This window comes from Cupriavidus sp. 09_S30, assembly GCF_056930435.1.
Window position 1 is genome coordinate 540736 of record NZ_JBXOWI010000002.1, and the last position, 19262, is coordinate 559997.

Genomic DNA, 19262 nt, shown 5'->3' on the forward strand with positions numbered 1-19262 from the left:
CTTCACGCTCAGCGCGTGCCACGATCGAGAGGAGGACGAAGTGAGCGGTGTTTCCACGGTTCAACCGGCAGCAAGGGACGATGTGAGGAGATTGCGATCCTCGGCAATCCGGGAGGTTGCAAACGCGGCGATGTCGCGTGAGGACATGCTCGCATTCTGGTTCGGCGAGCCGGACACCCCCACGCCAACGTACATTCAAGAGGCGGGCATCTCGGCCATTCGCCAGGGCCAGACAAGGTATGTGCAGACGCTGGGGATGCCCGCGCTACGGGAGCGCCTCAGCGCCTACCTGAGTGAGCTGCACGGTCAGCCGATCGCTGTGAACCGGATCGCCGTCACGGCGTCGGGTACGTCCTCGCTCATGATGGCGATGCAGGCAATCCTGGGCAAGGGTGATCGTGTCGTCGCCGTGACCCCTGTCTGGCCGAACCTGATCGAGATGCCGAAGATGCTCGGCGCCGAAGTGGCCAGCGTTGCCCAGACATTTTCGGCGTCAGGATGGGGGCTGGACATACCTGCGCTTCTGGCGGCCCTCTCGCCAGGGACGAAAGCGCTGCTCATCAATGCCCCGAACAATCCAACGGGGTTCTCTCTAACAAAGTCAGAGCAATTGCAGGTGTTGGCGCACTGCCGCAAGCACGGCATCTGGATCATCTCCGACGACGTCTATCAGCGCCTCTTCTACGGCGCCCGATGCGCTCCGTCCTTCCTGGATATCGCCGAGGAAGGCGACCGCCTGATCAGTTGCAATTCCTTCTCCAAGGCTTGGTCGATGACCGGGTGGCGGCTCGGCTGGATGGTGGGGCCTGCCTCGGTGATGCCGGAAGTGAGCAAGCTCATTGAAATCAATACCACCTGCTCCCCGGGATTCGTCCAGCTTGCCGGCCTGACGGCGCTCGAACACGGCGAGGCCGATGTGCAGGCCTGCGTTTCCCGGCTGCAACAGTCCCGCGACTACCTGGCCGAACGGCTGTCCGCGATACCTGGCGTTACGGTCGGACCGCCACCGCCTGGTGCGATGTATTCGCTGTTTCGCGTGGAGGGTGTGGACGACAGCCTCGCCTTCTGCAAACAACTCGCCGTCAGCCATGGGCTCGGGCTGGCACCGGGCATCGCATTCGGCGAGCAGGCAGAGGGCTACCTGCGTTGGTGTTACGCGAGCAGCATCGACCGGCTCGACGCGGGGGTATCTCGTCTGCGGCGCGGCCTTTCGGCAATGTAGTTACGGGGGATGGCAGGCGGTGAGCGGGGCTTCCGCGCAAAAAACGCCCGCGCGGATCGGTTGTCAGGATCGTAGGGTCGGTTGTTCCAAGGGACAGTCGGCTCTAGGTGCGAGGACCGCCACAAGAACAACGAGAGATGGAGGAAACAATGCGCACAAAGGCGAGGGGCGGCTTGTTCGCGGCCGCGATCGGCAGCCTGTGGGGAGGCGAGACACAGGCGCAAGGCGGAGTCACGTTGTACGGCGTCGTCGACGCGGGGATCGAGTATGTCAGTCACGCCGACAAGAACGGCACCGGCTCGGCATGGCGTATGGCATCGGGAAACAGCTCGGGCACACGTTGGGGGCTGCGCGGCACGGAAGAGCTGGGTGGCGGGCTGCAGGCGATTTTTACCCTCGAGAGTGGCTCCAACCTCGATACCGGCACGTCTGCACAGGGTGGCAGGCTGTTCGGGCGCCAGGCATTCGTGGGGGTCTCCGGACCGTGGGGGCTGCTGACGCTCGGGCGCCAGTACATTCCGCTGTACGACCTGCTTGCACCAATGGATCCGATGCGTTTCATGACGTACTCGGTCCTCGCACACGATCTTCAGCTGTCCTATCGTGCCGACAACACGGTCAAGTACACGGGAAATTTCGGTGCCTTGACCTTGAGTGCGATGGGCAGCACCGGCTATGACTCGACCATTGCCAACGGTGGCGAGGTGCCCGGTGTGCCGCGGGTCGGACAGGAGCTTGGCGCCGGGGTGGCCTACAGCGGCGGCGCGTTCGGCGCGGCCTTGATTTATGACCAACGCCGCGGCGCATCCGTGGCATCGGCCGGAAGCATCGAGCGGCGCTACGCCGCGGCGCTTGTCTACAAGACGAGGGCGCTCTCCACGATGGCCGGCTACCGACACCTTCAGAGCGGCCTGAGCTCCCCGACGTATCGCTCCAATCTACTCTGGCTTGGCGGCTCATATGCTGTATCGCCAGCGTTCATCCTTCGCGCCGCGGTCTACTGGACTGACCGACGGCACAGCCCAGATGACGCGATCAGCTATGCCTTCCAGGCGGACTACAACCTGTCCAAGCGCACGGACCTGTACCTGACCGCCTCCTACATGCGCAACAAAGGCGGTTCGCAATTCGGCGTCGTGAGCGGGACCTCGGTACCAGCGGGGGTTGGACAGACAGGCGTCGTCGCGGGCATCCGGCACACGTTCTAGTTACCCTGCCGCCGGGGAAATTGGCACCTGTCGCATCGCGATATTGGTCCTTGTCCGAGCACATGGCCGCTAGGGATACTAGCTCAGGTGGTCAAGTCTCTGCCCCGGCGAAGGCGGACGGGAGGCATCGGAAGCCAACGGGTCGGCAGGCCTTGTGCAGGCCCGATGCCTGCCCGCAGCGCCGGTGCGGACTGCCGGCGTGGCATGAGCAAGTATCTCTCTCTACCAGACCATGAATACCACGGAAATTGAAATCATTGCCGATGCACTCTGGGCCGCCATGCAGGACGGCCGCCATATGCCCGCGGAGTGGGCCGGGAAGTTCTCGCTGCAACAAGGGTATGCCGTGCAGTTGGCCTTGCTGCGACGCCGCACCGCCCATGGCGAGCGCCAATCCGGGTGGAAGGTCGGATTGACTGCGCCAGCGATGCGCCAGCAGCAAGGGGTCCACGAACCGTGCTTTGGCTACTTGCTGGAGAGCGCCGCGCATTCAAGCGGGCAAAGCTACCGATACGACGAGCTGATCCAGCCCGGCTTCGAGAATGAGCTTTGCCTGACCCTGGGAAAAACGCTGCGCGGCCCCGGTGTCACGCTCGACGAGGTAGTCCAGGCGGTCTCACACGCCGCTCCCGCCCTGGAGATCGTGGAAGTGCGCGGGCCTTTTTCCGGCAACCTGCCGCTTGCAATGGCGGACAACGCGCAGCAGAAGGCCTATGTCACCGGCGAAGCCATGCCGTTGGTTGCGGGCAATCGCGATCTGGCGCGCGCGACGGTGGCCGTCGAAGTCAATGGCCGCCTGGAGGACGTGGCTCCCGGTTCGGCGGTCATGGACGGCGGTGGTCTGCTGTCTGTGGTCTGGCTGGCCAACAAGCTGGCGGAGTTCGGCCAGCCGCTGCAAGCCGGCATGCAGGTGATGTCCGGTTCCTTCACCAGGCAGTACGCTGCCGTGCGCGGAACCAGCGTGACGTCCACGTTCGCCCCGTTCGGGGTCGTCAAGGCCAGCTTTCTCTGAACGCAAGGATGGAATAAATCATGGATCTGGGAATTCGAGGCAAGCACGCACTCGTCTGCGCGGCCAGCAAGGGCCTGGGCCGCAGTTGCGCCACGGCGCTGGCCGAGGAAGGCGTCAAGCTGACCATCGTGGCGAGGGGGCGCGAAGCCCTGGAGGCCACGGCCGAGGAGATTCGCGCAGCGACCGGCGCCGAGGTCACGGCCGTTGCAGCAGACGTCACGACGGAAGCAGGGCGTGCCGCCGTGCTCGCCGCCTGTCCGTCCCCGGACATCCTGGTGACCAACGCCGGCGGACCCAAACCAGGCGACTTTCGTGACTGGACCCGCGCTGATTGGCTTGATGCCCTGAACGCGAACATGTTGGCCCCAATCGAAATGATCCGTGCCACGGTCGATGCGATGATGGCTCGCAACTTCGGGCGCATCGTGAACATCACCTCGTCTGCCGTGAAGGCGCCGATCGACATCCTCGGCCTCTCCAACGGGGCACGCTGCGGCTTGACGGGCTTTGTGGCGGGGCTGGCCCGACGCACAGTAAGCCGCAACGTCACCATCAACAACCTGCTACCCGGGCCGTTTGCCACCAACCGCCTGAGCGCCACCCTCGAGGCCGAGGCCAGATTGTCCGGCACCACTGTGGACGCGGTCGAGGCGCAATGGATGGCGCGCAACCCCGCGGGGCGCTTCGGCGATCCCATGGAGTTCGGACACGCCTGCGCTTTTCTATGCAGCCGTCACGCAGGCTTCATCAGCGGACAAAATCTGTTGCTGGATGGCGGTGCCTATCCCGGGACACTCTGAAATGACAAGGCATGCGCCACCAGAAGCGCAGCCGTCACCGGGATCAATGATAAGGAGACAAGATCGACATGACCCAGAAGACCGCTAGAGAGATTGTGTCGGCGCAGAACATTCGCAAGCGCTTTGGCGCGACGGACGTTCTGCGCGGCCTGGATATCAGCGCAAACGAGCATGACGTGGTGACGCTGATTGGCGCCAGCGGCTCAGGCAAGAGCACGTTTCTGCGATGTCTCAATCTGCTGGAAGTGCCCGATGCGGGCAGCATCACGATCGATGGCGAACCTATCCGGCTGCGGGCCCGTGCCGACGGTCAACCGGCGGCGCTCAGCATGAAGCAGGTCAACCGATTGCGTGCCGGTATCGGCATGGTGTTCCAGAGCTTCAATCTCTGGAGTCACATGACGGTGCTCGAGAACGTCACCATGCCGCCCATGAAGGTCTTGGGGCTGACCCGCAAGGAGGCCAACGAGCGAGCGCAGGCGCTGCTGGCCAAGGTCGGATTGTACGACCGGCAGCACCACTATCCGGCCCACATCTCGGGCGGGCAGCAACAGCGCTGCGCCATTGCGAGGGCACTGGCCATGGAGCCCAAGCTGCTCCTGCTTGACGAGCCGACCTCAGCGCTTGACCCGGAGTTGGTCGGTGAGGTCCTCAAGGTCATCCAGCAGTTGGCCGAGGAGGGCAGGACCATGGTCATGGTCACGCATGAAATGGCCTTCGCCAGGGAGGTGTCCAGCGAAATCCTGTTCCTGCATGAAGGCAGGGTCGAAGAGCGCGGTGCGCCGGCGGAGGTTTTCGGCCAGCCGAGGAGCGAGCGCTGTCGGAAGTTCATCGAGAGTGTTCTGTAATGCCATCCTCCGTCACTGACCATCCTCGGTCATTCATCACAAAGGATTGTCCGATGAAAAAGCTGCTGCTTATCGGCGCCCTGGCGCTGTGCTCTGTCGTTGCCCACGCACGCGACATCAAGGTAGGGGTGCAATGCACCTACCCACCGTTCAACTATCGGGATGCGTCCGGCGCCTTGAAGGGATTCGAGGTCGATATCGCGAGGGAGGTGGGCAGGCGTGTCAAGTCCGATGTGCAATTTGTCTGCCTTGGATTTGACGGCCTGATTCCGGCATTGATGGCCAGAAAGGTCGACATCGTCGCGTCGAGCCTGTCGATCACCGAAGCGCGCAAAAAGAGCATCGACTTTTCCATACCGTATCGCGCGTCGACCGCACGATTCATCGCGCGCAAGGGGGCGGGTCTCAAACCGTTCAAGGCGGACGGCTCGCCCGACATCACGGCTCTGAAGGGGAAGGTGGTCGGCGTGCAGCGCGCCACGACCAACGACAGCTACCTGGCTGGCGAATTCGTCGGCGTGGACATCGCCCGCTACGACTCCGCCGAGAACCTGCTACTTGATCTTGTCGCCGGCCGCATCGACATGGCCCTGGTCGGGCCGATCAAGGTCCAGATGGATTTCCTGGGCAAGGCCGAAGGCCGCAACTATGAGTTCATCGGGCCGGAGTTCGAGGTGCGCAAGTACTTTGGCGATGGTGTGGCAATCGGATTGCGCAAGGATGACCAGGCCTTGCGCGATGAAATCAATACGGCGCTGAAGTCTATGTTTGACGACGGGACCTTCAAGGCGATCAACAAAAAGTACTGGAGTTTCAGTGTGCTGCCCTCGGTGTGGAAGTGAGGCAGCGCGCAAAGCAATGCCGATAGTTTCGTCAATCGCAAGGCAAAACAGATATGGACATATTCAGTGGTTGGGGGCCGACGATTGCCCGGGGCGTCTGGATGACGGTAGAGGTGGCGTTGCTCTCGTCCGTGCTTGGCGGCGTCCTGGGCATACTTGGCGCCCTTGCATGCCTCTCACGCCATCGTGCTATCCGTGTGCTCGCCAACGTGTACGTGACGACCATTCGAGGCGCACCCCAGTTGCTCCTGATCTTGCTGGTTTACTTTGGCAGCACGGTCGCGCTGACACGCCTGGCTGCCCTGGTCGGCGCCCCGACCGGGACGATCGAGGTACCGCCCTACCCGGCAGGCGTATTCGCCTTGGCGCTGATTTTCGGCGGCTACGCGGCGGAGGTCTTTCGGGGCGCGTTGCAAGCGGTGCCGCCCGGGCAGGTTGAAGCGGGCAAGGCCTTGGGGCTCAGCACGTGGCAGGTCTTTGCCAGCATCAAACTCCCGCATTTGCTCCGCTTCGCATTGCCGGGCCTGGGCAACATCTGGATTTCCATCCTGAAGGACACGTCCCTGATCTCCATCGTCGGCCTCAGCGAGCTGATGAAGGCAGCGGAGCTCGCCACCAGCGACACGCGCCGGGCCTTGTTCTTCTACCTGACGGCGGGCGCCATCTACCTGGCGCTGACGCTGGCCAGCTCAGCGGTGCTGTTTGGCCTCGAAAGACGCGTAGCGCGTGGCGAAAGGAGTGCATGACAATGGACTTTCAACTCATGGGCGACAGCCTGGGAATGCTCTGGGAAGGTGCCAAACTCACGCTTGAGCTGTTCGCCATCACGATGCTGCTGGCCAATCTGCTGGCACTGCCGCTGTCGATTGCGAGAGTGCAGGGGTCGCGTTGGCTGCGCTGGCCGATCGAGGCCTTCTGCCAAGTGTTCCGCGGCACGCCGCTGCTGGTGCAGATCTTCATCGTCTATTACGGGATGGCACAGATAGAGCTTGTGCGCGAGAGCTGGGCCTGGCAGTACCTGCGCAATCCCTATTGGTGCGCTGTGCTCACCTTCACCTTGAACACCACCGCGTACATCGTGCACATCCTGCGTGGCGCAATCGAAGCCGTGCCCAGGGGAGAAATCGAAGCGGGACAGGCGTTCGGCCTGTCGCTCGCTTCGCTCTACCGGCAGGTCATACTGCCGCGCGCCATCGTGCTAGCGCTGCCGGCGTATGGCAACGAGGTCATCAAAACCGTGAAGCGAACTTCCTTGGCTAGCACCATTACCATTGCCGAACTGACCGGCGTCGCCAATATGCTGGTCGCCCGCACCTTCGCTCCCTACGAGATCTTCATTACGGCGGGCCTTCTCTACCTTGGCTTCGCCTTCGCCGCGGATCGCATGGTCCGCGCGCTGGAGAACCGCATGTCCCGCCACACACGCCCGGCGCAGACCGGGGCGCCGATTCCTGAAACCTTGCTTGCGTGAACCAGGGAAGACCATGTCCGACCATACTGACCCGAATGTCATTGACGAACTGCTGGCATTCGCCCACGGCCTGGCGAACGCCAGCGGCGCGATCCTGCGCGAGAACAGGCATACCCGCCGAGGGTTCGAAACCAAGGCGGACGACAGTCCGGTGACCGACGTGGACAAGCATGTGGAAACCACGCTGCGCATGCTGATCCAGCATCGCTATCCGCATCATGGAATTCTCGGCGAGGAATTCGATGCCACGGACCTGGATGCCGAATATGTGTGGGTGATCGACCCCATCGACGGCACCAAGGCCTTCGTCACAGGCATTCCCATCTATGGAACGCTGATCGCGCTGGCCAGGTACGGTACTCCCATCGTTGGCGTCATCGACCACCCCATCACCAACGACCGGTGGGTGGGCGCGGTCGGCCGGCAGTCGCTCTTTAATGAGCGCCCGATTCGCAGTCGGCAATGTCCGTCCCTGTCCGAGGCCTTGCTTTCGTGCAGTAATCCGGAGCCATTCGGCCCGCAGGAGCGGGAAGTGTTCGACACGCTGCGCGCCGCTACCAAATGGTGTGTGTACGGTTCCAGTTGCTATGCCTATGGCAGTGTGGCGAGCGGATCCATCGACATTGCCATTGACTGCGGCCGGCACCGGGAAGTGGACTATTGCGCTTTGGTGCCGGTCATCGAGGGCGCGGGCGGCGTAATCACAGATTGGGAAGGCAAGCCATTGACAATCTACTCGGGCAATCGGCTGATTGCATCGGGCAACCCGAGGCGGCACGATGAAGCGCTGCGGATACTGGCTAGCACCTAGTGTCCGCTGTGGTGCCGGCACGTATAGTGCGATCAGGGCGCCTGCTCTCCGCTTGTTGCGCGTCGCGCATGCGTGGCTTGCGGGCAGTCGCTCATCGTATGGCTTGCATATGGCACTGAATTTCAATTACCCGACATGGAGTGCGCTGTCTCTCGACCGCAGCAGCGCGACGCCCTTGCACGAGCAGGTCTTCAATCAGATCCGTCAGGCGATCTTGCTTGGAAGCCTGTCCAAGGGCGCGCGATTGCCGCCGAGTCGTCGACTGGCGGCCGAGCTGCAGGTGTCGCGCAACACGATTGTCCTGGTGTATGAGCGCTTACTTGCTGAGGGCTACACGCACTGCCGAGTTGGCGCCGGCACCTATATCGCGGCCGTCCTGCCGGAAGACCGCCATCCCACGAAGGATCGGAGCGCCGGCAAGCGGTCTGAGGACGCGATGCCGGGCGTCCATGTGTCTCGCAGGACCCAGGCCTTGCTCGATCTGAGCTTGCCGTCCGAGCGCGGCGGGGCGTTCGATCTGAGTCCTACAGTGCCGGCGCTGGACCAGTTGCCGTTCGATCAGTTCGCCAAGGCATCCGGACAGTACTGGCGCTCGGCACCGGTGGCAGACTTGGGCTACGGCGCGACACTGGGCTTGCCTGAATTGCGCGAGCAGATAGCGGCATACCTTGGAGAAGCACACGCGGTACCTTGCTCAGCCGAGCAGATACTGGTCGTCAGCGGCACGACGCAAGCGTTCATGCTGGCTGGCCACGTACTGATGGATCCGGGAGATCAGGTCATCGTCGAGGATCCTGCCTACACGACGCGGCTTGCCGCCTTGATGGCGGCCGGCGCGGAATTGGTGCACGTGCCGATCGATATGCAGGGGCTCGACAGCGCACAATTCGACCATCTTGCGCCAGGCGCCAAGTTGGTGGTGGCGTCGCCGACCAATCAATTCCCGCTCGGCAGTACGATGCCTCTGGAGAGGCGGCTGGCACTGCTGCAATGGGTGCGGGCGCGGAATGCCTGGGTTATCGAGTACGACTTCAACAATGCGTTCCACTTCGACAAACGCCCGCTCCCGCCCCTTGCGGCGCTCGACCAGGGTGAGCGGGTAATCTATATCGGGAACTTCAACCGATCGATCTCGCCGGCTCTCAACCTCGCCTATATCGTGATGCCGCCCGGTCTGGTCGCGGCGTTCGCACGTGCAACACAGGTCTTTTCCTTTCACGCTTCGGTTCCGACGCAAGGTGTGGTGGCTGACTTCATGCAGGGCGGGCAATTGGCCGCGCATCTCCGGCGAATGGGAAGCCGCTATGCAGAGCGGGCCGGACTGATGCAGCATTGCCTGAGGACGTTGTGCGCGGATCTCTTCGATATTCCCGCGGCCAGTGCGGGTCTGCATCTGTCGGCAGTGGCGAGGATTCCCATGGATGATGTGGCAGTGTCCAAAGCGCTGCTGGCGCATCGCATCGACGTCCCGGCCTTGTCGCGCTACTGCATGAGCGGACAGTGCAGAAGGGGCTTTGTCTTCGGATTCGGCAACACATCGGCGGATCGAATCGGACCGGCGCTGAATCTCTTCAGGCAGGCCGTATCCGATTCCCTCGGATCGGAAGGCATGACCTAGCCACGCGGCTGTGCAATCTGGCTACACGCCCTGCCAGGCAATCTGTCGTGTGCATGCCGGCCCCGCAACGATCACGGCGTACCCCCGAAAGCCGCTCCATCGCGATCCGCTCCTCCGGCAGAATCCGCTTGACTCTGACGTGACGTCAGGCCCCAAGATGCCGCGCACGGAGGTAATTGCATCGATGCTGAAGATTGGTGAACTGGCTCGCAAGACCGGCCTGTCGGTGCGCACCCTGCACCACTATGATTCGATTGGACTGCTGTCGCCCGCCGTCCGGTCAGGCAAAGGCGACCGGCTCTACATCGAAACGGACGTAATCCGGCTGGGCCGCATTCTGCTGCTGAGGCAGATCGGACATCCGCTGGCACGCATCGGGGAGATCATCGATGGACAGGGCATTGCTCCTTGCGAGCTCCTTGCCGAGACATTGGAGGTAATGGAGAAGAAGCAGCGCCACCTCGAGACGCTCCGGAACCGACTGCAATGGCTGCAACAAAAAATGGCAAGCAACGGCGCGCCGGAATGCACTGACTCGCTGTCCCTGCTGGAAATGCTTGTTCTGCAGGAAGAGGCGCTGTTCGACCATGAGCCAGGCCTGGCAGTCGGCATGGGGCTTGACGCATCACTGTTGGCCTTCCTGAAAGGCATGCTCATGCCGCCGATGAAGGACGCCTCATGAGCTTCATGGCGCCACCCCAAGCCCGGGCAGGAGAGAGCATCGCGACAGCAGCCGGGCACATGATCGACAGATACAGGGGGTTTTCGCTGAAAGTCGTGGGCAGATATCGGCCCGGCGTCAGGAAGCTGTCGACGTGGCTGGAGCATTGCATCGACAACTGCTTTCCAGGCCACTGCCAGGTCACCACCGTCATCGAAATGTCGGGACATGACGCGATCGCGCACATCGATGCGGCCATGGCCGGTTCCGACGCGACAAGCACGACAGGCACGAGAGGCGAGAGGCAGGCCGACCTGCTGATCGCGCTGGATGCGGGAGCAATCCTCGGGCACGGCGCGTTTCTGCGCGATCGGACGATCTGCCTGGTGGTCGACGCGCAGGAGGATGCCGATGGCATCGCCGACGCCTTGTCGGCCGACTTGCAGGCTAGCGTATCGGAATTGCTGGGCAGGCAAGGTGCTGCCGGATACTGGCTTCCCCTCTGGGCGGAACTGATCGCGCTGGATGAAGCGTTGCCGGACGCGAAGCTGGTAGCCGTGCTGGGCGCCGCCTGCAAGGCGATGGGCCTCCACCTCAGCAAGGACCTGACCGGCTTCGAACCCATCACCTAGGGCGATCGGTCGGCGCACGCGCGGGCAGAAGAAGAACACAAGCGACAGGGATGTATATGGCGAGAATCTACCTTGAATTCGAGAAGGCCATCGGCGAGCTGGAAGAGAAGATCGAAGCGCTGCGCTATTCCGATGAGGAATCCACGATCGACCTTTCGAATGAGATCGAACGGCTGTCAATTCGCAGCGAGCAGTTGACGAAGGCCCTCTATGAGCGCCTGACTCCGTGGCAGATCGTCCAGGTGTCGCGGCACCCCGCGCGGCCGTACACCCTCGATTACGTGCAGTCCATGTTCACCGACTTCCACGAGCTACACGGCGATCGGCGCTATGGCGACGATCAGTCCATCGTCGGCGGCCTCGCCCGCTTCGATGACAGGCCCTGCGTCGTGGTGGGACACCAGAAGGGCCGCAGCACCAAGGAAAGAACCCTGCGCAACTTCGGTTATCCCCGTCCGGAAGGCTATCGGAAGGCATTGCGGCTGTTCCAGTTGGCGGAGAAATTCCAGCTTCCGGTCTTCACGTTCATCGACACGCCGGGCGCCTGGCCCGGCATCGAAGCCGAGGAACACAACCAGTCCGAGGCGATCGGCCGCAACCTGATGGAAATGGCCGGGCTGCAGACGCCGATCATCACCACCGTGATCGGCGAGGGCGGTTCGGGCGGGGCGTTGGCCATCGGCGTCTGCGATGTGGCGGTCATGCTTCAGTTCGCAACCTACTCCGTCATCTCGCCGGAAAGCTGCTCGTCCATCCTGTGGAAGAGCGCGGGGCACGGCGAGCTCGCCGCCAATGCCCTGGGATTGACGGCGCACCGGCTCAAGGCCTTGGGATTGATCGACAAGGTCGCCAATGAACCGGTTGGCGGGGCGCATCGCAATCCCGTGCAGATGGCGTCCGCGCTGAAGCGCATCCTGCGCGAGAGCCTCCGGGCGATCGATGTCTACGGTCCGACAGAACTCTTGGCCCGCCGGCACGAACGGCTCATGCGCTATGGCGCTTTCCGGGATACGTCGGCACCCGCTCGGGGATGAGTAAGGCTGCTGGAGGTGCCGGATCCATGGTAACTGGCTGGGCGGGCGTTTCGTCGACCGCAGCCCGCTGAGCGCCACTGTCGCGGGGCTGGCGTTCGCGCACCGGCGAAGTCACGGTGCCACAGTTCGCCCGTCAATATGACTGACCTGCCAGGGCACCCGGGTTACGAATCGCTCGGCCAGCAGATCCACGACCCGTCGCACTTTCGCCGACAGGTGCTGGTTCCTCTGCCACACTGCGTGAATAGGGAATCCCTGGGTTCCGACCTTGGGCAGCACCTGTACCAGCCGGCCCGCCCGGAGGTGTTCAGCCACCAGCCAGTCGGACAGCAGCGCGATGCCGTGCCCCGCCAGGACGGCATCCAGAATGGCCTCGCTATGGTTCAGGCCCAGGCGGCCGCGCACCGCCAGGGGATGGCTGTGGCCGTGGCGGTCGAGGAAGTGCCAGGGCCGCGCCTGTCCGCCGCTGCCGAAGGTGATGCAGGCGTGCTGGTGCAGGTCATCCGGGGTCTGCGGCTGGCCGTGCCGGGCCAAGTAGTCGGGATGGGCAACCAGCACCGCCTGCTGCACGCCCAGGGGCTTGGCGACCAAGGTGGCACTGTCTTGCAGCGGTCCGATGCGGATCACCAGGTCGATGCCGTCCTCGACCAGATCGACCCGGCGATCAGTCAGGCTCACGTCCAGTTCGAGCGCCGGATGCTCCTGGGCGATCTCCAGTAGCACCGGCAGGACCCAGCGCCGGCCGAAGACCACCGGCAGATCGACGTGCAACCGCCCGGCCAGCGCCTGGTGCTGCGTTGTCACCTGCGCCTGCGCGCTCTCCAGCTCCGCCAGGGCACGCACGCAGCCGTCGTTGAACTGGCGGCCTTCGTCGGTCAGGTTCAAGCGGCGCGTGGTGCGCTGAAACAGTCGCACGCCCAGCGTGGCTTCCAAGCGGGCGATGCTCTTGGCGACGCCCGACTTGCTCATGTCTAGTCGCTCGGCCGCCAGCGTGAAGCTGCCGGCCTGCACAACCTGCATGAAGACGGCGATGCCGCGAAAAGGGTCTGGCGTATTCATGGGGTACCTATTGACGAATTCAGTTCAACTCTATTTCGATTGATAGAGCATATATCGACTCCTGATTCGTCAATATCATTTCCTTGGGACAGCCCGCCGGAGCTGTCGATTCCGATGCGAGTACCTGATGCCTCAAATGGCCCTTCTGCCCAGCCCCCGCCTGAATGGCGTGCTGTTGCTTCTGGCAATCTGTGCCGGCCTGGGTGTGGCGAATGTCTATTACCTCCAGCCCGCTCTGTCCCTGGTGCAGTCGGAGTTCGGCGCCAGCCCGCAGCGGGTGGCCTGGGTGCCGACCCTGACCCAGATCGGCTACGCGCTGGGCATGCTGCTGCTGGCGCCGCTAGGGGACGTGGTGCCGCGGCGGCGGCTGGTCCTGGTCAAAGCGATGCTGCTGGTGCTGGCCCTGCTGGCAGCCGGCGCCTCCCCCGGCCTTGGCTGGCTGGTCGTCGCCAGCGTCGCCGTTGGTCTGCTGGGCAGTATCGGCCAGGACTTTGTGCCGATTGCCGCGCAACTGGCCCCCGCTGAACGGCGCGGCCGTGCCGTGGGCACCGTCACGACCGGGTTGCTCAGCGGCATCCTGCTGTCGCGCGCCCTGGGTGGCTGGGTCGCCGATACCCTGGGCTGGCGCGCCATGCAACTCGGCGCGGCCTGCCTGATGCTGGGGGTGATGGCGATCGCCTTGCGTACCGTGCCGAACCTGGCGCCCGCAAGCTGCGGCCGCTACGGCTTCTTGATCGCCAGCCTGTGGACGTTCTGGCGACAGCACCGCGCCCTGCGGCTGGCCGTCTTGGCCCAGGCGCTGCTCGCGTCCACGCTGGGCGCGTTCTGGTCCACGCTCGCTCTGGTGCTGGCAGCGCCGCCGTTCCATCTGGGTGCCGGCGTGGCGGGGTTCTACGGCATTGCCGGCGCGGCTGGCGCCCTCGCTGCGCCCGGGTTCGGCTGCCTCAATGATCGCCGCGGGCCATTGCCCGCGATCCGCATGGGGTGCGTGCTGGTGATCGTGGCGTTCCTGGGCATGGAAATCCTGCCATCCAGCCCGTGGGCCCTGGCGGCCGGCGCCGTGGCCTTCGACCTGGGCGTGATGGCCGCGCTGGTGTCGCACCAGTCCATCGTCAATGGGCTGGAGCCGCAGGCCCGCAGCCGCCTCAACGGCCTACTAATGGCTGGCACGATGGCGGGCATGGCGGCTGGCGCCGCCATCGGCAGCTTCGCGTGGGCGCATGGGGGCACGCTCGGCCTCTATGGTTTCGCCGTAGTTGCAGGTCTGGCGGCGCTGGCCGTGTCCTTTCTTCACAATCCACCTGGAGATCACCACCATGACTGAGACTGGCGAAGAACGGCTGTTCCGTGCTCCGTACCTGCAACCTCAACCCGGCAGCGACCGTCCTTTGACCGTGTTGTGCTCGCTGCTCTCGCGTGCCGACAACACACCCCTGACCGAACGCCGACGCGCCGACGGCCACCTCCTCGACCGTGCCGGGCAAGTGATCGCCGACCCGGCCGCCGATGCCACCGCCAATGTCTTCGAGGGCAATCCGAATCTCAACTTCGAGCACTGGGGCGAGTATTGGCGCAAGGTGCATGGCGTGCGCTTCATCCATGCCGAGGAGCCGGACGACCACAGCTTGGAGCGCCTGCTGCGCTACGACCAGTTGCATCGCTTCGCGCCGGGACCGACCCATACCAATGCGCCGCCGTACCGCGCGCCGGTCGATGCGCAGGGCAAGCTGTGGCCCACCGTCATCGGCCGTGTCGAACCCTACCGGCGCCCGCGCTGGGACGGCATCGCCTACCTGAACTTTGCGGGCCCCGAGGACATTGCCGTGGTGCTAGGGAATGCCCGTGTGCGAGAGAAGATCCTGCCCGAAGATCAGGCGATCTTCCGCGACATCGCCCCGATTCTGTCTTGTCAGTATCTCATCGTGCCGAGTGTCACGGGCAACGAGGCCGTTACGCTGGTCAAGCTCCACGTGCGTGGCTCGGCCGTTGGCCGGGAGGCGTTCCAGCGGTGGTGGCTTCACGAACATGCACCGCTCTCGGCTGCACAGTCCAAGGGCTGGGCCACGCGCTACGTGCAGCTACACAACATCGGACCGACCGAGCCGGGCCTGCCGCTGTACCACCCGCAGGCTAGCGGTATCGACGGGGTGACGCTGATGGGCTTCGCCAGCCTCAACGACCTGGAGGACTTCCTGCGTCGTCCCGAGCAGAAGAGGATCGCGGAGGACGAAGCGCGAATGACGGACCCGGCGGCCAGCGAATGGTGGACCGCCGTCGGTATGGTGCTGGTCAACCGCATTGCCCCTGAATGCGCCACGGACTTGCGTGTATGAACTGAGCTGCCGGCAAGCCCGCACATTGGGCAGTCACCGTTATCGCCTTCCAGAAAGGCAACGGAAACTCACCGGAATTGGAATGAACGACGTCTTCCATCCTTCGTTCATTCGTATCAGTGCATTTCCGTTACTTCATCCGCCGTCTGGCGCCTAGACTGTTATGTTGTACGGACGGGGGACTTGACCCATCTTGGGTCACTTAACCGGCACTGGCAGGTGACGATTCGACTCGAATGGCATCGTCGGTGCTTCTGCGATTCGATATGGAGCTAAGAACATGAAATATCCGTTCATCGTCGCTCTGACCACCGCCGCACTCACGGGCTGCGCCATGTCGCCTTACACGCCGCCTCCCACGCAAGACACTCGTGCCATTGGCGAAAGTAAGCTTGCGCCTAAGGAAGCCGCCCAATGCATCGGGGGAGCATGGGCGCAAAGCTCGGGGCAGCAAGTATGGATGCAATACATGCTCGCCAATGACCAGGCATTCGACGTCTCCGTTCCGGGGCAGCAGCCGCCAAGCAGTTCAGCCGCCGTCGTGCGAAAGTCGCCAACCGGAGCTGGATCATGGCTGGGCTTCCGGGGCGCCGACAGCGGTGGGACTGGTGCATTCAGCCAGTGCATGTGAGCCCCGGCTTCGAGGGCGAACTCTGGATCGTGTTCAAAACTCGCACAAGCAAGGATGCTCAGGCGAGACCTGGCCAGGCACAATGAGCGCATGAAACAAACTGGCCTTGGTTTGGACCTGAGCAACCGGCCCGCCCGGAAACGCAAGTTTCTGGATGGGATGGGGCGCGCTGTTCCGTAGCACGCGACGCGGAAATGCATCAGGTCACGAAGGGCAACCGCTCACATTTCGGCATGAAGGCGCATCCGGGCGAACTCTGGGCAGGACCAGACGGAATCAGGCTGCGGAGAACTCGATGACAGGCTCACATCGGATGGGGAAGTTCACGGAGTTTGCGATATAGCACTTCTCATGTGCCACATGATGCAGACGTTCCGCCCTGTCGCGATCATCGCCAACTCGAATCGTCACGCGAGGGTGCAGGATAATTTCCGTGAATCGCCCACCCTCGGGACTGTCGATCATCGTCCCGCTGGCGTCATCGACATAGGCAAGCACGCAGATGCCGGCATCCGCGCACAAGTGCAGATACCAGAGCTTATGGCACGCTGATGCAGCGCCCAACAACAGGTCTTCGGGATTCCAGCGTGCCGCGTCTCCGAGAAACGCCGCATCGGACGAGCCCAAAATGTCCGCCTTGGAGCCCGCGCGGATGATGTGATCACGGCCGTACGTGCGATACCCCGACGTGCCAGTCCCTTGGTTTCCCGTCCACTCCACCGAAACGCGATACTTATGCACGCCGTGGGCCATCGTGTTCTCCTTCGAAGTCGAAACGTTGTCAGTGGATGCTGGGTCAGCGGCGCTGGGCCTCACGCGCGGTACCAACCTGCGGGTTCCATTGTGGCACCGGATTCCTGTTTGGTATACCATTATTCCAAATTACAGGACTCTCGGTCATGGAAACAAGATTCAACTCCACGGCGGACCAGGTGACTGCGTCCCTGCGGGAGATGATCGTCAGCGGCGAGCTGGGAAGTGGGGAGCGGCTGGTCGAGCGAGACTTGGCCGACCGCTTCGGGATCAGCAGGATCCCGCTTCGCGAAGCCATTCAAAGGCTGGCGGGCGAGGGGCTGGTAGACCTCTTCAGGAATCGCGGCGCCGTCGTGCGGACGCTGACTGCGTCGGACGTGAAGGAGATCTACGACTTGCGGGCACTGCTAGAAGGCGATGCGATCTATCGGAGTGTGAAGCAGCTCGACAATGAGACGCTTGCGCGCGCCGAACTCGTCCATCGCCTGCTCGGCGATGCAGGTACGCCGGCAAGGCAGGGGGAACTCAACCGGGAGTTCCATGAGCTCCTGTATTCGCATTGCGGCAACGAACGTCACCTCAACGCAATCGCGGAGCTGCGCCGCCAGGTCGAACGTTACGAGCGCCTGCAGAATACGTTGCTCGCGGACACGCCGTCGTTCCAGATCGAGCACGAGGACATTCTGAGGGCATGTCGCGAACGCAATGCGCGGGCCGCCCGCTCGATGACCGTCGCGCATCTCGATTCGGCCAGGAACATCGTGATGCGGATTGTCGAAAACGGTTGACTTCGGTTCAGCGCGGCAACTCGGCACGCAACTCCGGACGCGCCTCGGGACGCGGAAAGCGGATGCGGAACTCGGTGAACTCGTGCTCGATCGAGTCGCAGGAGATCGAAGCGCCCCAGCTGCGCAGGACATTGCGGCAGAAGGCCAGGCCGATGCCGGTGCCGCGATGCGCGGGGTAGGAGAAGAACGGTTGGAACATCCGTTTGAGCACCTGCGGTGGCACGCCCGTCGCCGTATCTCGGAAGACGACTTCGATGGCATCGTCCCCTGTTTCGCAGTGGATGACGATGTCGCCCTTGCCGGCGCGGCGGATGGCTTCGAGGGCGTTCTTGGTCAGGTTGGTGATCACTAGCTCGAACAACTGCGGATTGCCCAGCACCAGCGTGTTGTTGCAGGGTTCGACGCTGACCCGCCGTGCGAAGCCCGGCTCGAAGGGAAAGCGTGAGATGGCGTCCTGGATGGCCACGCAGGGGTCGAACAAGGACTTGGTGGCCGACAGCGGGTCCTTGGAGTTGGCCACCAGCAGCTCGATGCTGTTATGCACGTGGGCCAGGTCGGAGCGCATGCGCTCGGCCGCCGCCAGCAGCGCGGGCAATTGCGGATCCTCGGCGGGTAGCATCCTCGGCAGGCGCGCGCGGATGCCGTCCACCGTCATGGCCAGGCTGGTCAGCGGCGTGCGCAGTTCGTGCGCCACCGTGGCCAGCGCAGCCGCCATGCCGCGCTGCTTCTGCTCTATCAGCACCTGGCGGTCGATCTTGATCACGAACAGCACGGCGATCACGAAGGCCAGGAGCGGCAACTGCAGCAGCACGGCATCCCAGGGGATGCTGGCCATCGAGTTGCCGCCCAGCAGGAACAGTGCCACCGCGGCGGCCGTTCCGCTGATCAGGGAGATGGTGGCGAAGGCCGTGCTGAAGTGATAGAGGATCACCACCGCGATCAGCACGGATTCTGCCCAGGCCAGCGCGCCGGCGTTCTCCAGGTAGAAGAAGACAAAGGCGAAGGGCAGGCCGACCGTGATGGCGAACAGCGCGTACGGTGACATCCAGCTGTGCTGGGACAACCGGGAGGCGAACAGCAGCGGGATGAACAGTGCGGTGCACAAAAGCCGCAGCCCCAGGTTCTCATAGTGCTGCGGGAAAACGTAGCGCCAGATCACGTAATAGAGCGGATGGCCGAGCACGCCCAGCATGCCGACCAGCTGGATGCGGCGCAGCCGCGCCACGCTCTCCTCGTCGAGCAGCGCGGCGCGGACGGCCGAATCGAACAGCGTCTGCCAGGCGCGCCCGAAGCGCGCCGCCCACGTCATGTCCTTGTCCCTGCGCGGGAGCGTCTTGTCCATCCTGTTCCGATGATGTGGCTGGTTGTGCTGCCTGGTCGTGCCCCGAGATGCCGATAGTCCACTGAATCACTGAAATCGGTCGGTGCCTGCCATGCCATGCGGGCTCATCGCGTCGTTGCAAATGCTCGCAATAGCCGTGCTATTGCTGCGCTTTGCCCTTGCAGGGCGCGCACGCGCTGGTAAGCGCGTGCCGCTGC

Annotated in this window: 20 protein-coding genes; 17 read left to right on the forward strand and 3 right to left on the reverse strand. The window is 63.5% G+C overall.

Annotated features, from left to right (window positions below; translation table 11 throughout):
* Window positions 1-40 precede the first annotated feature (40 nt).
* From AC1Z3O_RS22575 to AC1Z3O_RS22635, 13 genes are all read left to right on the forward strand, one after another.
* The gene (locus tag AC1Z3O_RS22575; protein ID WP_483518107.1) at window positions 41-1222 is read left to right on the forward strand and encodes a pyridoxal phosphate-dependent aminotransferase; all 1182 of its coding nucleotides are present in this window, start codon (window positions 41-43) and stop codon (window positions 1220-1222) included.
* A 137-nt stretch (window positions 1223-1359) separates the two neighbouring features.
* Entirely contained in the window at window positions 1360-2430 is a 1071-nt protein-coding gene (locus AC1Z3O_RS22580) for a porin (protein WP_483518108.1), read from the forward strand.
* 280 nt (window positions 2431-2710) lie between these two features.
* Window positions 2711-3442, forward strand: coding sequence for a 2-keto-4-pentenoate hydratase (locus AC1Z3O_RS22585; RefSeq protein ID WP_483518109.1), 732 nt, complete (start codon window positions 2711-2713; stop codon window positions 3440-3442).
* Window positions 3443-3462: 20 nt separating this feature from the next.
* Window positions 3463-4242 (forward strand): SDR family oxidoreductase, encoded by a 780-nt coding sequence (locus AC1Z3O_RS22590; protein ID WP_483518110.1) that lies wholly within the window; start codon window positions 3463-3465, stop codon window positions 4240-4242.
* Window positions 4243-4310: 68 nt separating this feature from the next.
* Complete coding sequence (locus tag AC1Z3O_RS22595; RefSeq protein ID WP_483518111.1) at window positions 4311-5090, forward strand: ABC transporter ATP-binding protein; 780 nt, start codon at window positions 4311-4313, stop codon at window positions 5088-5090.
* Window positions 5091-5143: 53 nt separating this feature from the next.
* Window positions 5144-5932, forward strand: coding sequence for a transporter substrate-binding domain-containing protein (locus AC1Z3O_RS22600; RefSeq protein ID WP_483518112.1), 789 nt, complete (start codon window positions 5144-5146; stop codon window positions 5930-5932).
* 53 nt (window positions 5933-5985) lie between these two features.
* A complete protein-coding gene (locus AC1Z3O_RS22605) occupies window positions 5986-6678 on the forward strand; it encodes an ABC transporter permease (RefSeq protein WP_483518113.1) in 693 nt (230 codons plus the stop codon).
* Window positions 6679-6695: 17 nt separating this feature from the next.
* Window positions 6696-7403 carry an ABC transporter permease gene (locus tag AC1Z3O_RS22610; protein WP_483518114.1) on the forward strand — a complete coding sequence of 236 codons (708 nt, stop codon included), beginning with the start codon at window positions 6696-6698 and terminating at the stop codon, window positions 7401-7403.
* A 13-nt stretch (window positions 7404-7416) separates the two neighbouring features.
* A complete protein-coding gene (locus AC1Z3O_RS22615; protein WP_483518115.1) occupies window positions 7417-8214 on the forward strand; it encodes an inositol monophosphatase family protein in 798 nt (265 codons plus the stop codon).
* Between the two features lie 109 nt (window positions 8215-8323).
* Complete coding sequence (gene pdxR / locus AC1Z3O_RS22620) at window positions 8324-9832, forward strand: MocR-like pyridoxine biosynthesis transcription factor PdxR (RefSeq protein WP_483518116.1); 1509 nt, start codon at window positions 8324-8326, stop codon at window positions 9830-9832.
* Window positions 9833-10016: 184 nt separating this feature from the next.
* Entirely contained in the window at window positions 10017-10514 is a 498-nt protein-coding gene (locus AC1Z3O_RS22625; protein WP_483518117.1) for a MerR family transcriptional regulator, read from the forward strand.
* Window positions 10511-11125 (forward strand): hypothetical protein, encoded by a 615-nt coding sequence (locus tag AC1Z3O_RS22630; RefSeq protein WP_483518118.1) that lies wholly within the window; start codon window positions 10511-10513, stop codon window positions 11123-11125. The genes AC1Z3O_RS22625 and AC1Z3O_RS22630 overlap by 4 nt, the downstream gene beginning before the upstream one ends.
* 56 nt (window positions 11126-11181) lie before the next feature.
* Complete coding sequence (locus AC1Z3O_RS22635; RefSeq protein WP_483518119.1) at window positions 11182-12159, forward strand: acetyl-CoA carboxylase carboxyltransferase subunit alpha; 978 nt, start codon at window positions 11182-11184, stop codon at window positions 12157-12159.
* A 111-nt stretch (window positions 12160-12270) separates the two neighbouring features.
* On the opposite strand, the gene AC1Z3O_RS22640 is transcribed toward AC1Z3O_RS22635, so the two are convergent.
* Window positions 12271-13218: a LysR family transcriptional regulator gene (locus AC1Z3O_RS22640; protein ID WP_483518120.1), complete on the reverse strand. Its 948-nt coding sequence runs from the start codon at window positions 13216-13218 to the stop codon at window positions 12271-12273.
* 136 nt (window positions 13219-13354) lie between these two features.
* Between AC1Z3O_RS22640 and AC1Z3O_RS22645 the strand changes: the two genes are divergently transcribed.
* The 3 genes from AC1Z3O_RS22645 (at window position 13355) to AC1Z3O_RS22655 (ending at window position 16182) form a co-directional block, all read left to right on the forward strand.
* On the forward strand, window positions 13355-14542 hold the full coding sequence (locus AC1Z3O_RS22645) for an MFS transporter (protein WP_483518121.1): 1188 nt from the start codon (window positions 13355-13357) through the stop codon (window positions 14540-14542).
* Window positions 14535-15551, forward strand: coding sequence for an EthD domain-containing protein (locus AC1Z3O_RS22650; RefSeq protein WP_483518122.1), 1017 nt, complete (start codon window positions 14535-14537; stop codon window positions 15549-15551). Before AC1Z3O_RS22645 ends, AC1Z3O_RS22650 begins: the two co-directional genes overlap by 8 nt.
* Before the next feature lie 280 nt (window positions 15552-15831).
* Window positions 15832-16182 (forward strand): putative periplasmic lipoprotein, encoded by a 351-nt coding sequence (locus AC1Z3O_RS22655; RefSeq protein WP_483518123.1) that lies wholly within the window; start codon window positions 15832-15834, stop codon window positions 16180-16182.
* A 276-nt stretch (window positions 16183-16458) separates the two neighbouring features.
* Here the strand turns inward: AC1Z3O_RS22655 and AC1Z3O_RS22660 are convergent, their stop codons facing one another.
* The gene (locus AC1Z3O_RS22660) at window positions 16459-16935 is read right to left on the reverse strand and encodes an OsmC family protein (RefSeq protein ID WP_483518124.1); all 477 of its coding nucleotides are present in this window, start codon (window positions 16933-16935) and stop codon (window positions 16459-16461) included.
* A 146-nt stretch (window positions 16936-17081) separates the two neighbouring features.
* Between AC1Z3O_RS22660 and AC1Z3O_RS22665 the strand changes: the two genes are divergently transcribed.
* Window positions 17082-17723, forward strand: coding sequence for a GntR family transcriptional regulator (locus tag AC1Z3O_RS22665; protein ID WP_483518125.1), 642 nt, complete (start codon window positions 17082-17084; stop codon window positions 17721-17723).
* Window positions 17724-17730: 7 nt separating this feature from the next.
* Here the strand turns inward: AC1Z3O_RS22665 and AC1Z3O_RS22670 are convergent, their stop codons facing one another.
* The gene (locus AC1Z3O_RS22670; protein WP_483518126.1) at window positions 17731-19065 is read right to left on the reverse strand and encodes a sensor histidine kinase; all 1335 of its coding nucleotides are present in this window, start codon (window positions 19063-19065) and stop codon (window positions 17731-17733) included.
* Between the last annotated feature and the right edge of the window lie 197 nt (window positions 19066-19262).